Below are 13,973 nucleotides of genomic sequence, written 5' to 3'. Positions count from 1 at the left end.
CCCCGGTCCGCCCGACCGCCACCCCGATCGACAGGAGCTCCGCATGCAGTCCCCGACCGTCACCGTGAACGGCCAGCCGGTGTCCCTCGCCGGCGCCGACGTGCACGCCACGGTGCTCGACTGGCTCCGCGGCCGCGGGCTCGTCGGGTGCAAGGAGGGGTGCGCCGAGGGCGAGTGCGGCGCCTGCTCGGTCCTGGTCGCCCGCCCGGGGCTGGCCACCCCGACCCGGTGGACGGCGCTGAACGCCTGCCTGCTGCCGGTCGGCGCGCTCGACGGCCAGGAGGTGGTCACCGCCGAGGGCCTCGGGACCCCCGACGCCCTGCACCCGGTCCAGCGCGAGCTGGCCGTCCGCGGGGGCTCGCAGTGCGGCTACTGCACCCCGGGCTTCGTGTGCAGCATGGCCGCCGAGTACTACCGGCCCGACCGCACGCCGGCGGCCGGCCCGGCCACCGGCGCTCCGGGGGACGGTGCCGCGGCTCCCGACCCCGAGCACGGCCCGAACGGCTTCGACCTGCACGCGCTGTCCGGCAACCTGTGCCGGTGCACCGGGTACCGCCCGATCCGGGACGCCGCGTACGCGCTGGAGGAGCCCGCCGACGGCGACCCGCTCGCCGCCCGGCGGGACCAGCCGCCGCCCCCGGTGCCCAGCACCCGGCTCTCCGGGGACCGGGGGGAGTTCGTCCGGCCGGCCGACCTCGCTGGCACGCTGGCGCTGCTCGCGGAGCGGCCGGACGCCGTGCTCGTCGCCGGCTCCACCGACTGGGGGGTGGACGTCAACCTGCGGGCCGCCCGCGCCGCACTGGTCGTGGCCATCGACCGGCTGCCGGAGCTGCGCACCTTCGCCGTCGGGCCCGATGCGGTCGAGATCGGCGCCGCGCTCACCCTCAGCGAGGCCGAGGAGCTGCTGGCCGGGCGGGTCCCGTTGCTGGACGAGCTGTTCCCGCAGTTCGCCTCCCGGCTGATCCGCAACGGCGCCACGATGGGCGGGAACCTGGGCACCGGGTCACCGATCGGCGACACCGCCCCGGCCCTGCTCGCCCTGGACGCCTCGCTGGTGCTGGTGTCGGTCGACGGGGAGCGCGAGGTGCCGCTGGCCGACTACTTCACCGGCTACCGTCGCAGCGTGCGCCGGCTCGGCGAGCTCATCCGCGCGGTGCGGGTCCCGCTGCCGCAGCCCGGCCTGACCGGGTTCACCAAGGTGGCCAAGCGCCGGTTCGACGACATCTCCAGCGTCGCCGTCGGCTTCGGGCTGGACGTCGAGGACGGTCTCGTCCGCCGGGCCCGGATCGGGCTGGGTGGGGTGGCCGCCACGCCGCTGCGGGCGCGGGCCACCGAGGACGCGCTGACCGGCCGGCCGTGGACCGCGGAGACGGTCGCCGCCGCGGCCGAGGTGATGGCCCGCGAGGGCACGCCGCTGGACGACCACCGGGCCAGTGCGGCCTACCGGTCGGCCATGTTGCGGCAGGCCCTGCTCAAGTTCGCAGCCCAGCACCGGACCCCTCAGGAGGTGGGCGCATGAGCGCTCTGTCCGAGCGGCCGGCCGACCCGGTGGTCGGCGCCGCCGTCCCGCACGAGAGTGCCGCCCTGCACGTCACCGGGCAGGCGCTGTACACCGACGACCTGGTGCTGCGCACCAAGGACGTGCTGCACGCGTACCCGGTCCAGGTGCCGCACGCCCACGCCCGGGTGACCCGGCTGCGCACCGAGGCCGCGCTCGCCGTGCCCGGCGTGGTGCGGGTGCTCACCGCCGCCGACGTCCCCGGGGTCAACGACGCGGGCGTCAAGCACGACGAGCCGCTGTTCCCCGACGAGGTCATGTTCCACGGCCACGCCGTCTGCTGGGTGCTCGGCGAGACGCTCGAGGCGGCCCGGCTGGGCGCCGCGGCGGTCGAGGTCGAGGTCGAGCCGCTGCCCAGCCTGGTGTCGCTCGCCGAGGCCATCGAGGCCGGCAGCTTCCAGGGCGGACAGCCCACGCTGACCCGGGGGGACGTCGAGGCCGGGATCGAGGACTCCGCGCACGTGTTCAGCGGCGAGCTCGAGTTCGCCGGGCAGGAGCACTTCTACCTGGAGACGCACTGCGCGCTCGCGCTGGTCGACGAGAACGGCCAGGTGTTCGTGCAGAGCAGCACCCAGCACCCGTCGGAGACCCAGGAGATCGTGGCGCACGTCCTGGGTCTGTCCAACGCCGAGGTGACGGTGCAGTGCCTGCGGATGGGCGGCGGCTTCGGCGGCAAGGAGATGCAGCCGCACGGCCTGGCCGCGATCGCCGCGCTCGGCGCCCGGCTCACCGGCCGCCCGGTACGGCTGCGGCTCAACCGCACCCAGGACCTCACGATGACCGGCAAGCGGCACGGCTTCCATGCCCGCTGGCGGGCCGGTTTCGACGCCGACGGCTGCCTGCGGGCGCTCGACGCCACGCTCACCTCCGACGGCGGCTGGAGCCTGGACCTGTCCGAGCCGGTGCTGGCCCGGGCGCTGTGCCACATCGACAACGCCTACTGGATCCCCGACGTCCGGGTCCACGGGCGCATCGCGAAGACGAACAAGACCTCGCAGACGGCGTTCCGCGGGTTCGGCGGACCGCAGGGGATGCTGGTCATCGAGGACGTCCTGGGCCGCTGCGCGCCGCTGCTCGGCCAGGACGCCGCCGCCCTGCGCCGCCGCAACCTCTACCGCCCCGGACAGACCACCCCCTACGGCCAGCCCGTCCGGCACGCCCACCGGCTGACCCGCATCTGGCAGCAGGTGCTCGACACCAGCGACTTCGCCGCGCGGACCGCGGAGATCGCCACCGCCAACGCCGCGTCCCCGCACACCAAGCGCGGCCTGGCGATCACGCCGGTGAAGTTCGGGATCTCCTTCAACCTCACCGCGTTCAACCAGGGCGGCGCGCTGGTGCACGTCTACAAGGACGGGTCGGTGCTGATCAACCACGGCGGCACCGAGATGGGCCAGGGGCTGCACACCAAGATGCTGCAGGTCGCCGCCACCGCCCTCGGCGTCCCGCTGGAGCGGGTCCGGCTGGCCCCCACCCGCACCGACAAGGTGCCCAACACCTCGGCGACCGCGGCGAGCTCGGGCGCGGACCTCAACGGCGGCGCCATCAAGGACGCCTGCGAGCAGATCCGCGGGCGGCTGTCCGCGGTGGCCGCCGAACGCCTCGGGGTCGCGCCGGCCGACGTGCGCTTCGGCGGCGGACAGGTGCGCGGCCTGTCCTTCGCCGGCGAGTCGGTGCCGTGGGAGGAGGTCGTCCGGCTGGCCTACTTCCAGCGGGTCCAGCTGTGGGCGGCCGGCTACTACCGGACCGAGGGCCTGCACTGGGACTCCTCGACCATGCGCGGGGAGCCGTTCAAGTACTTCGCCTACGGGGTCGCCGCCGCCGAGGTCGAGGTCGACGGCTTCACCGGGGCCTACCGGGTGCGGCGGGTCGACATCGTGCACGACGTGGGGGACACCCTCTCCCCGCTGGTCGACATCGGGCAGATCGAGGGCGGCTTCGTGCAGGGCGTGGGCTGGCTGACCCTGGAGGACCTGCGCTGGGACACCGGTGACGGCCCCACCCGCGGGCGGCTGGCCACCTCGTCGGCCAGCACCTACAAGCTGCCGAGCTTCTCCGAGATGCCCGAGGCCTTCCACGTCACGCTGCTCAGCGACGCCGCCGAGGAGGGCGCCGTCTTCGGCTCCAAGGCGGTCGGCGAGCCGCCGCTGATGCTGGCCTTCTCCGTCCGGGAGGCGCTGCGCCAGGCCGCGGCGGCGTTCGGACCGGCCGGCACCAGCGTGGACCTGGCGTCGCCGGCGACGCCGGAGGCGGTCTTCTGGGCCGTCGAGCGGGCCCGCGCGCACGAGGGCGCGCACGTCGGCAACGGGTCACCGGGGGTCCGTCCCGACCAGCCCGACGCCGGCGCACCCGCGATGCGGCCGTACTCCGAGCGCGTGCAGCGCGTGCTCTCCGAGACGTGAGGGGACCGGCGTGCACTGGCTGAAGGCCGTCGGGCAGCTGCGCTCGGCACGGGAGCCCGGGGTGCTGGTCACCCTCGCCGCCGTCCGCGGGCACGCGCCCCGGGACGCCGGCGCCAAGATGGTGGTCGCCGCCGACGCGACGTGGGGGACCGTCGGCGGGGGGAACCTCGAGGCGGTCGCCGTGGCGCGCGCCCGGGTCCTGCTCGCCGAGGGGCCGGCGCGGTCCGAGCTGCTGCCGGTGACGCTGTCGGACAAGGTCCCCTTCCAGCACGGCGTCCAGTGCTGCGGAGGCGAGGTGACCCTGCTGCTGGAACCGCTGCCGGTGGTGCCGGCCGTGGCCGTGTTCGGCATCGGGCACGTCGGGCTCGAGCTGGCCCGGGTCCTCTCCCGGCAGGACCTCGACCTGCACCTGGTCGACTCCCGGCCCGAGCAGCTCACCCCCGAGCGGCTGGCGGTGCTGGACGACGCCGAGGCCGTGGTGCACGTGCACCACGTCCCGGTGCTGCCCGAGCTGGTGCTCGCCGAGCTGCCCCGGGGAGCCCACGTGCTGGTGATGACGCACGACCACGCCGAGGACGCGGCGCTGTGCGACGCCGCGCTGCGCACGGCCTCCCTGGGCTCGATCGGCCTGATCGGGTCGGCGGGCAAGTGGGCGCGGTTCCGGCGCAAGCTGGCCGACGAGGGGATCGGCGCGGAGGCGATCGACCGGATCACCACCCCCATCGGGCTGCCCGACCTCACCGGCAAGGACCCGGCCACCATCGCCGTCAGCGTGGCCGCGGACCTGCTCCGCACCCTGGAGCGGGAACGGGCCGGCGCGGCCGCCGGGCAGCGGGCCGGCTCGTGACCCTGTTCCGCGGGACGGTGCTGGACACCCCGGTCGACCCGTTCACCGGCGGGACGCTGCGGGTCGAGGCGGACGGCGGGCTGCTGGTGCGGGACGGCGTGGTCACGGAGCGGGGGAGCTTCCCCGAGCTGGGCCGCCGGCACCCCGGCGAGGACGTCGTCGACCTGCGCGGCGGGCTGGTGCTCCCCGGCTTCGTGGACACCCACGTGCACTTCCCGCAGGTCCGGGCGATCGGCGGGCTGGGCATGCCGCTGCTGGACTGGCTGGAGCGGTGCGCACTGCCCGAGGAGGCGCGGCTGGCCGACGTCGCCTACGGCCGGGCCGTCGCGGCCGAGTTCGTCAGCGGCCTGGCGCAGGCCGGGACGACGACCGCGCTGGTCTTCGGCGCGCACTTCGCCCCCGCGGTCGACGCGCTGTTCGCCGAGGCCGCCCGGGTGGGCCTGCGGGTGACCAGCGGGCTGGTGGTCAGCGACCGGCTGCTGCCCGGGCCGTTGCTGACCACGCCGCAGCGCGCCCACGACGAGGGGCTGGCGCTCGCGCAGCGCTGGCACGGGGTCGGCCGCAACCGCTACGCCGTCACCCCGCGGTTCTCGCTGTCCTGCGGGGACGCCCTGCTGGACGCCTGCGGGTCGCTGCTGGCGGAGGTGCCCGGCGCCTGGTTCACCTCGCACATCAACGAGAACGCGCTGGAGATCGCCACGGTCTCCCGGCTGTTCGAGGGCTGCGTCTACGTCGACACCTACGACCGGCACGGTCTGGTCGGCCGGACCAGCGTCCTGGCGCACAACGTGCACCCCACCGACGCCGAGCTGGCGCTGCTGTCCGGCCGGGGGGCGAGCATCGCGCACTGCCCGACCAGCAACGCCGCGCTGGGCAGCGGGATCTTCTCGCTCCGGCGGCACCTGGCCGCCGGCGTCCGGGTGGCGCTGGGCTCCGACGTCGGCGCCGGCACCGGGTTCTGCATGTTCAAGGAGGGGCTGCAGGCCTACTTCCTGCAGCAGCTGCTCGGCGCCGACGGCCAGCAGCTCACCCCGGCCCACCTGCTGCACCTGGCGACCTCCGCCGGCGCCGACGCGCTCGGCCTCGGGGACGAGGTGGGGGACCTCGGCGTGGGCAAGCGGTTCGACGCGCTGTGGCTCCGGCCGCGGGCCGGCACGCACCTGGACGTGGCGCTGCGCAACGCCGCGGGCCCCGAGGACGCGCTGGCCCGGGCCTTCGCCATGGCCTCGCCGGCCGACATCGACACGGTGTGGGTGGAGGGCCGGCCGCTGCGGGCCGGGCACCCGGCGGACGACGGGGCGGTCCCGGTGCTCGCGGCCGGGCCCCCGGGAGCGCACTAACCTCGGGGTCGTGGCCCGCCTGCTCGTCGTCGTCCTGTCCGACACCGACCCGCCCGCCCGGCTCGGCGAGTGGCTGCGCGAGGCCGGGCTGGAGCTCGATGAGCGCCGGCCGGCCGCCGGGGAGCCGCTCCCGGAGGACCTGACCGGTCACGACGGGCTGCTGGTGCTCGGCGGCCCGCAGTCCTCGCTGGACCCCGAGGAGGTCACGCCGGAGCTGGCCGGCGCCCGGCACCTGCTGGGCCAGGCGATCGCCGCCGACGTCCCGACCCTGGCCATCTGCCTGGGCGCCCAGCTGCTCGCCCAGGTGGGCGGCGGCAGCACCCGCGTCGCGGTCGAGGGCCCGGAGATCGGCGCCACGCTGGTCGCCAAGCGGGACGCCGCGGACAGCGACCCGGTGTTCGGGCCGCTGCCGCTGTCGCCCGACGTCGTCCAGTGGCACCACGACGAGATCGACCGGCTGCCGGCCGGAGCCACCCTGCTGGCCAGCAACCCCGCCGGCCCGCACCAGGCGTTCCGGGTCGGCCGGCACGTGTACGGGCTGCAGTTCCACATCGAGACCGACGAGTCCCTGGTCCGGGCCTGGGCCGACGACGACCCGGTCGGGGTGGCCAGCACCGGTCTGTCCGCCGACGCGGTCTGCGCCCGCGCGGCGGCGGCGCTCCCGGACGTCGCCGAGGTCTGGGCGCCGTTCGCCGGCCGGTTCGCCGACCTGGTCCGCCGGCGCGCGGGCGCCCCGGCCGTCGGGGGCTGACCGTGTCCACCGGGACCGCCGGCGCCGGCGCCGGCGACCTGACCGACGACGTCCCGCGGCGCGCCGTCGTCCGGCTGGCCCGCCTCGGGTTCGACGACGGCGCCCGCGCCGCGCGGCTGCTGTCCGACCCCGCCCTGGGCCTGTGGGACCTCGACCGCAACGAGCCGGCCGACCCCGAGGCCGCGCCGGTGGTGTCCGCGCTGGCCCGGGCCGGGGACCCCGACCTCGCCGTCTTCTCGCTGCGCCGGCTGGTCGAGGCGCTGGACACCGCCGACCCGGCCGGCGGCTCGGCGGCGGGGCTGCTGGCCCGGCTGCGCGGCTCCGCGCCGCTGCGCGCCCGGCTGCTCGCCGTCCTCGGGGCCAGCTCCGGGCTGGCCGACCACCTGGCCCGGCACCCCGGGGACTGGACCGTGCTGGACTCCGACGGGCGCGGGGCGTTCCGCCCCACCGCGGCCGCCCTGGAACGGCAGATGCTGGTCGCCGTGGGCGCCGACCCCGACGACCCGCCGTGGGGGGTGCGGCTGGGCAGCTCCGCCCCGGACGCCTCCCTGGAGCGGGTGCAGGCACTGCGGGCGGCCTACGTCCGCGCGGTGCTCTCGCTGGCCGGCCGAGACCTCGGCGACGGGCTGGCGGCCGACGACGTGGCCGGCGAGCTCGCCGACGTCGCCGGCGCCGTGCTGACCGCCGGGCTGGCCCTGGCCGTCGCCGAGCAGCCCGCCGACGCCGCGCCCTGCCGGCTGGCCGTCATCGGGCTGGGCAAGTGCGGCGGCCGGGAGCTCAACTACGTCAGCGACGTCGACGTCGTCTTCGTCGCCGAGCCGGTCGAACCCGGGGACGACGACGCCGCCGCGCTGGCCTCGGCCACCCGCGTCGCCGGCGCGCTGATGCGGATCTGCGGGCAGGCCGCCTGGGAGGTCGACGCGGCGTTGCGCCCCGAGGGCAAGGCCGGCAGCCTGGTCCGCACCGTCGCCGGGCACCGGGCCTACTACGAGCAGTGGGCGAGCACCTGGGAGTTCCAGGCGCTGCTGAAGATGCGGCCGGTCGCCGGGGACCCGGCGCTGGGCCGGGAGTACGTCGACGCGCTGTGGCCGCTGGTCTGGAAGGCCGGCGAGCGCCCGGGCTTCGTCGCCGAGATCCAGGCGATGCGCCGCCGGGTCGAGCAGAACATCCCGCCGGCGCAGGCCGGCCGGGAGCTGAAGCTGGGCCGCGGGGGCCTGCGCGACGTCGAGTTCAGCGTGCAGCTGCTCCAGCTGGTGCACGGCCGGGCCGACGTGTCGCTGCGGGTCGGCGGGACCATCCCGGCGCTGACGGTGCTGGGCTCGAACGGCTACGTGGGCCGGGACGACGTGGCCACGCTGACCGCCTCCTACCGGTTCCTGCGCACCGTGGAGCACCGGCTCCAGCTGCTGCGGATGCGCCGCACCCACCTGCTGCCCACCGACGCCGACCAGCTGCGCTGGCTGGCCCGGTCGCTGGGCTACAAGCCCGACCAGCGCGGCGACGCGGTGGCGGTGCTGCGCGCCGAGCTCGCCCTGCACACCCGCGAGGTGCGGCGGCTGCACGAGAAGCTGTTCTACCGGCCGCTGCTGACCTCGGTGGCCCGGGCGCCGGGGGAGCAGCTGTTCCTGGGCCCGCAGGCGGCCGGCGAGTGGCTGCGCGCGCTGGGGTTCGCCGACCCCGAGGGCGCGCTGCGGCACCTCACCGCGCTCACCGGCGGGCTGTCCCGCTCGGCGAAGATGCAGCGCTACCTGCTGCCGGTGCTGCTGCAGACCTTCGCCTCCTGCGCCGACCCCGACGCCGGCCTGCTGGCCTACCGCAAGGTCAGCGAGGCGCTGGGCAACGACCAGTGGTTCCTCCGGCTGCTGCGCGACGAGGGCCAGGTCGCCGAGCGGCTGGCCGTGCTGTTGGGCTCCAGCCAGTACGTGGCCGGGCTGCTGACCCGCACCCCGGAGGCGCTGCGCATCCTGGCCGACGACGCGGAGCTCGAGCCGCGGGACGCCGGCACGCTGGCCTCGGCGTGGCGCCAGGCGGTCGCCCGGGCCGGTGACCCGACCGCCGGGGTGCGGGTGCTGCGGTCGCTGCGGCGCACCGAGCTGCTGCGGATCGCCTGCGCCGACCTGCTCGGCCGGCTGGCCGTGGTGCGCGTGGGGCAGGCGCTGCGCGACGTCGCCGTCGCCACGCTGCGCGCCGGCCTGGACGCCGCGGTGCGCAGCTGGGCCGCCGACGCCGGGGTGCCCGCCGACGAGGTGCCGGTGGACATGGCGGTCATCGGCATGGGCCGGCTGGGCGGCGCCGAGATGGGCTACGGCTCGGACGCCGACGTGATGTTCGTGCACCGGGCCCGCCCGGGCTGCGAGGACGCCAGGGCGGCGGCCGCGGCGAACGCCATCGCGCACGCGCTGCGCCGGCTGCTGGGCGAGCCGGCGCCGGACCCCGCCTTCGAGGTGGACGCCAACCTGCGGCCCGAGGGCCGGCAGGGGGCGATGTCGCGGAGCCTGACCGCGTTCGGCGAGTACTACGAGCGGTGGGTGTCCACCTGGGAGGTGCAGGCGCTGCTGAGGGCCGAGCCGGTCGCCGGCGACGAGGCGCTGGGCGCGGCCTTCGTCGAGCTGGTCGACCCGCTGCGCTACCCGGCCGGCGGGCTCTCGCCCGAGCAGGTCGCCGAGATCCGCCGGATCAAGGCCCGGGTGGACAGTGAGCGGCTGCCCCGCGGCGCCGACCCGGCGACGCACACCAAGCTCGGCCGCGGCGGCCTCGCCGACGTGGAGTGGACCGTGCAGCTGCTCCAGCTGCAGCACGCCGCCGGGCACCCCGAGCTGCGGGTGACCACCACCATCGGCGCCCTCACCGGGCTCACCGACGCCGGCCTGCTGGACGACGAGCAGGGCAACGCCCTGCGCGCGGCGTGGGAGCTGGCCAGCCGGGCGCGCAACGCCGTCTTCCTGGTGCGCGGTCGCCCTGGTGACCAGCTGCCGCGGCAGGGGCTGGAGCTGAGCGGGGTGGCGCGGGCCTGCGGGTACGGCGCCGACGTCGACCCCGGGCAGTTCCTCGACGACTACCGCCGGGTGACCCGGCACGCCCGCGGTGTGGTGGACGCCGTGTTCTACGGCCGCCCGGCGGAGGCGTGAACCGGCGCGGATCCGGGGAGGACCCTGCTGTGCCCGTCACCCCGGCCCCCGACCTGCCCGACGACGTCCCCGCCGACCCGCCCACCGGGCCCACGGCGGGTGGCGCCACGATCACGCCCTACCGCGACGGGCCGCTGCTCGTGCGCGGCGACTTCCGGCTGGTCGACACCGACGGCCGGGAGATCGACCCGGGCCGGGACACGGTGGCGCTGTGCCGCTGCGGCAAGTCCTCCATCAAGCCCTTCTGCGACGGCACCCACAAGGCGGCCGGCTTCCGGGCCGGCAGTGCGCCGTCACGCCCCCGCCCCGTCAGCCACGTCAGCGGCGACGGCGGAGAGCCCGGTCCTCCCTAGGCGGCGAGCGACGCGTCGCCGCGCAGGCCCGAGCGGCCGGCCTCCCAGGCGCCCAGCAGGTGGACGGCGGTCAGCCCGTCGACGGCCAGCGCGCAGCGCGCGCCGAACAGCACGTCGGCGGTGAGCGAGGGGTCCTCGGCCACCAGCGAACCGCACATGTCGACCGAGGCGATCTGCTCGTGCACCGCGTCGGCCTCCACGTGCTCGTCGTAGAACACCGACGTGGCGCGGGAGTACCCGAGCCGGCGCAGGCCGCGGGAGTACCGGCGGCTGGGCTCCGACGAGGTCATCTCCACCGCGGTCAGGTGCCCCAGGCAGGCGGCCCGCCACCGCCGGTGCAGCCCGAACAGCGACATCGTGTTGACCGACGCGAAGGTGACCGCGGGGGCGTCGTCCCACAGCGCGCCGTACCCGTCGTCGAGCCCGAGGTCGCGCATCAGCCCGGCGAACAGCTGGCTGTGCATCCGCTCCGCCGACCCGCCGCCGTACTCGTCGGCCTGGATCTCCACCATCGCGGCCTTGGCCCGGCCGGAGATGCGGGGGATGGCCCAGGTGTGCGGGTCGCCCTCCTTGAGGTGGTAGACCGAGCGCAGGGTGAGGTACTCCCGCCACTGCTCCTCGGTGCCCGAGCGGGCCAGGTACCCCGACAGCGAGGGGCCGTCGTCCGCTGCGACGACCTCGGCCAGCTGCTGGTCGACCGGGGCGTCGGTGACCGGCACCTCGCCGACCAGGTCGCGCAGCGCCGCGGTGTGCCGCTGCTCGAGCAGCGCGCGCACGGTGAGCAGCGCGGGGTCCCACTCCCAGCGGTCGTCGACGTCGTCGAACCCCCGGTAGTGCAGCTCGTAGCAGATCGCCAGGCTGAGCTGGAGGTCCTCGTCGGTGAGCGGGTCGGGAGCGTCCGCGGCCAGCGTCTCGGCGGCCGACCGGGTGCGGGCGGACAGGGTCGAGTCGCCGCGCAGGTCGGCGCACAGGGCGGCGCTCAGGGGTCCCCGTGGCTTGGGCAGTCGCATCCTCCGACCATGCCCAGCCCTGCCGGGTCCGGAACCTCTGGCGGGGGTGACCTGCCCCTCGGGTGACCCGCCGCCGCGGATCTATGATCACCGCGGGCAGCGCCGTCCGGGGGGCTGCCGACGTGCAGGAGGCGCTGATGTCCACCGTGATCACCAGGGACGACTCCGGCGGCGGAGGCCGGTCGCCGGGCGGCAGCGACCTCCGCGGGATGTCGGTGCGCTCGGTCGCCGTCTGGGTCGCGGTGGCCCTCGTCGGCGGGGTCTCGTGGACGGTGCTGGCCCTGTCCCGCGGCGAGACCGTCTCGGCGTTGTGGATCCTGTTCGCCGCGCTGTGCTCCTACGCGATCGCCTACCGCTTCTACGCCCGGTTCATCGCCTACCGCGCCCTGCAGGTCGACGACCGGCGGGCCACCCCGGCGGAGCGGCTGCAGAACGGCCGGGACTACGACGTCACGGACCGGCGGGTGCTCTTCGGGCACCACTTCGCCGCGATCGCCGGCGCGGGCCCGCTGGTCGGCCCGGTGCTCGCCGCCCAGATGGGCTACCTGCCCGGCACGATCTGGATCGTCGTCGGCGTCATCTTCGCCGGCGCCGTCCAGGACATGGTCGTCATGTTCTTCTCGATGCGCCGCAACGGGAAGAGCCTGGGCCAGATGGTGCGCGAGGAGATCGGCATCGTCGGCGGCATCGCCGCGCTGATCGCCGTCTTCGCGATCATGATCCTCATCCTGGCGGTGCTGGCGCTGATCGTGGTCAACGCGCTGGCCGAGTCCCCGTGGGGCGTCTTCTCGATCTCGCTGACCATCCCGATCGCCCTGTTCATGGGCGTCTACCTGCGCACGCTGCGGCCCGGGAGGGTGCTCGAGGCCACCGGCATCGGCGTGGTCCTGCTGCTGCTGGCGATCGTGGGCGGCGGCTGGATCGAGGGCACCGCGCTGGCCGAGTCGCTCACCCTGTCCAAGGAGTGGCTGGTCCTGGCGCTGGTGGTCTACGGGTTCGTCGCCTCCGTGCTGCCGGTCTGGCTGCTGCTGACCCCGCGGGACTACCTGTCCACGTTCATGAAGATCGGCGTGATCGTGCTGCTGGCGATCGGGCTGCTCATCGCCCGGCCGGTGATCCAGGCCGACGCGATCAGCCAGTTCGCCATCGCGGGCACCGGGCCGGTCTTCGCCGGCTCACTGTTCCCCTTCGTCTTCATCACCATCGCCTGCGGCGCGCTGTCGGGCTTCCACGCCCTCATCTCCTCGGGCACGACGCCGAAGATGGTGGCCAAGGAGAGCCAGGTCCGGCTCATCGGCTACGGCGGCATGCTGATGGAGTCCTTCGTCGCCATCAGCGCGCTCATCGCCGCGGTGGTCATCGACCAGGGCCTGTACTTCGCGATGAACGCCCCGGCCGGCGTCACCGGCGGCACCCCGGAGACCGCGGCCGCGTTCGTCAACGGGCTCGGCTTCGACACGACGGCCGCGGACCTGTCCGCCGCCTCCGCGGCGATCCAGGAGGACACCCTGGTGTCGCGCACCGGTGGGGCGCCCACGCTCGCCGTCGGGATCGCCCAGATCCTCACCACCGCCTTCGGGGGCGGCGGGGCGGCCTTCTGGTACCACTTCGCGATCATGTTCGAGGCGCTGTTCATCCTCACCGCCGTCGACGCCGGCACCCGGGTGGGCCGGTTCATGCTGCAGGACACGATCGGCAACGTGTGGCCGAAGTTCGGTGACCTGTCGTGGCGGCCGGGCACCATCATCGCCAGCGCCATCGTCGTCGGCCTCTGGGGCAGCATGCTCTACATCGGCGTCACCGACCCGCTGGGCGGGGTCAACCAGCTGTTCCCGCTGTTCGGCATCGCCAACCAGCTGCTGGCCGGCATCGCGCTCACCCTGGCCACGGTGCTGATGATCAAGCACGGGAAACTCAAGTACGCCTGGATCACAGCGGTGCCGCTGGCGTGGGCCCTGACCACGACGCTGACGGCCAGCTTCCAGAAGGTCTTCTCCGCCGACCCGCGGGTCGGCTACTTCACCCAGCGGCAGAGGTACGCCGACGCGCTGGCCAACGGCGAGGTGCTGGCGCCGGCGCAGGACGCCGGGCAGATGCAGCAGATCGTCACGAACTCCACGGTGAACGGCGTGCTGCAGGCCGCCTTCGCCCTGCTGACCCTGGTCGTCGTGGCCAACGCCCTGGTGGTCATCGCGCGGGCGATCCGGGCGCGCGGCCCCGTGCCCACGACCGAGGAGCCCGCCGAGCCGTCGTCCATCGTCGAGCCGTCCGGGCTGTTCGCCACGCCCGAGGAGAAGCGCGCGATCGCCGAGCACGAGCGGCTCGTCGGCGCCGGCGCCCGGGGTTCCGGCACCTTCACCAGCGAGGGGCCGCCCCGGTGAGCGCCGCCGAGGTGCGGGCGGCCGTCGTCCGGGCCGGCCGCGGGGTGCGGTGGTACCTGCGGGAGTTCAGCGGCGAGGCGCGCTGGGACGACTACCTGCGGGAGTGCGCGGAGCACGGGCACGCGCCGGTCAGCCGGCGCGAGTTCGAGCGCCGGCGGGCCGACGCGGCGGAGCGCAACCCGGTCAGCCGCTGTTGCTGAACC

At 75.5% G+C, this 13,973-nt stretch carries 10 protein-coding genes; 9 read left to right on the top strand and 1 reads right to left on the bottom strand.

From position 1 onward, the window contains the following. Positions 1 to 43 precede the first annotated feature (43 nt). From ACWIX6_RS15180 to ACWIX6_RS15150, 7 genes are read left to right on the top strand one after another with little or no spacing between them, the layout of a single operon-like run. On the top strand, positions 44 to 1,519 hold the full coding sequence (locus tag ACWIX6_RS15180) for a xanthine dehydrogenase small subunit (protein ID WP_448613270.1): 1,476 nt from the start codon (positions 44 to 46) through the stop codon (positions 1,517 to 1,519). Next, complete coding sequence (gene xdhB / locus ACWIX6_RS15175; protein WP_448613269.1) at positions 1,516 to 3,960, top strand: xanthine dehydrogenase molybdopterin binding subunit; 2,445 nt, start codon at positions 1,516 to 1,518, stop codon at positions 3,958 to 3,960. The genes ACWIX6_RS15180 and xdhB overlap by 4 nt, the downstream gene beginning before the upstream one ends. A 10-nt stretch (positions 3,961 to 3,970) precedes the next feature. After that, the gene (gene xdhC, locus ACWIX6_RS15170; protein ID WP_448613268.1) at positions 3,971 to 4,807 is read left to right on the top strand and encodes a xanthine dehydrogenase accessory protein XdhC; all 837 of its coding nucleotides are present in this window, start codon (positions 3,971 to 3,973) and stop codon (positions 4,805 to 4,807) included. Then, entirely contained in the window at positions 4,804 to 6,147 is a 1,344-nt protein-coding gene (locus tag ACWIX6_RS15165; protein WP_448613267.1) for a guanine deaminase, read from the top strand. The genes xdhC and ACWIX6_RS15165 overlap by 4 nt, the downstream gene beginning before the upstream one ends. Before the next feature lie 10 nt (positions 6,148 to 6,157). Beyond that, entirely contained in the window at positions 6,158 to 6,898 is a 741-nt protein-coding gene (locus tag ACWIX6_RS15160; protein ID WP_448613266.1) for a type 1 glutamine amidotransferase, read from the top strand. Between the two features lie 2 nt (positions 6,899 to 6,900). Continuing rightward, the gene (locus tag ACWIX6_RS15155; protein WP_448613265.1) at positions 6,901 to 10,026 is read left to right on the top strand and encodes a bifunctional [glutamine synthetase] adenylyltransferase/[glutamine synthetase]-adenylyl-L-tyrosine phosphorylase; all 3,126 of its coding nucleotides are present in this window, start codon (positions 6,901 to 6,903) and stop codon (positions 10,024 to 10,026) included. 29 nt (positions 10,027 to 10,055) lie between these two features. After that, positions 10,056 to 10,379 carry a CDGSH iron-sulfur domain-containing protein gene (locus ACWIX6_RS15150; protein WP_448613264.1) on the top strand — a complete coding sequence of 108 codons (324 nt, stop codon included), beginning with the start codon at positions 10,056 to 10,058 and terminating at the stop codon, positions 10,377 to 10,379. Here ACWIX6_RS15150 and ACWIX6_RS15145 read toward each other — a convergent pair. Continuing rightward, complete coding sequence (locus ACWIX6_RS15145; protein WP_448613263.1) at positions 10,376 to 11,389, bottom strand: iron-containing redox enzyme family protein; 1,014 nt, start codon at positions 11,387 to 11,389, stop codon at positions 10,376 to 10,378. The two genes, ACWIX6_RS15150 and ACWIX6_RS15145, sit on opposite strands and share 4 nt — an antisense overlap. A 137-nt stretch (positions 11,390 to 11,526) precedes the next feature. Between ACWIX6_RS15145 and ACWIX6_RS15140 the strand changes: the two genes are divergently transcribed. Both ACWIX6_RS15140 and ACWIX6_RS15135 read left to right on the top strand, forming a co-directional pair. Next, positions 11,527 to 13,770, top strand: coding sequence for a carbon starvation CstA family protein (locus ACWIX6_RS15140; RefSeq protein ID WP_448613262.1), 2,244 nt, complete (start codon positions 11,527 to 11,529; stop codon positions 13,768 to 13,770). Then, complete coding sequence (locus ACWIX6_RS15135) at positions 13,767 to 13,970, top strand: YbdD/YjiX family protein (protein ID WP_448613261.1); 204 nt, start codon at positions 13,767 to 13,769, stop codon at positions 13,968 to 13,970. The genes ACWIX6_RS15140 and ACWIX6_RS15135 overlap by 4 nt, the downstream gene beginning before the upstream one ends. Positions 13,971 to 13,973: the final 3 nt, after the last annotated feature.

The sequence above is a fragment of the Modestobacter sp. URMC 112 genome (assembly GCF_053502575.1).
This window is presented reverse-complemented; position numbering and strand designations above follow the sequence as displayed.

Excerpts from the sequence above, each read along its gene's own strand:
- ACWIX6_RS15180 (WP_448613270.1), top strand. The coding sequence starts at position 44 with ATGCAGTCCCCGACCGTCACCGTGAACGGCCAGCCGGTGTCCCTCGCC.
- xdhB (WP_448613269.1), top strand. The coding sequence starts at position 1,516 with ATGAGCGCTCTGTCCGAGCGGCCGGCCGACCCGGTGGTCGGCGCCGCC.
- ACWIX6_RS15140 (WP_448613262.1), top strand. The coding sequence starts at position 11,527 with ATGTCCACCGTGATCACCAGGGACGACTCCGGCGGCGGAGGCCGGTCG.
- ACWIX6_RS15145 (WP_448613263.1), bottom strand. The coding sequence starts at position 11,389 with ATGCGACTGCCCAAGCCACGGGGACCCCTGAGCGCCGCCCTGTGCGCC.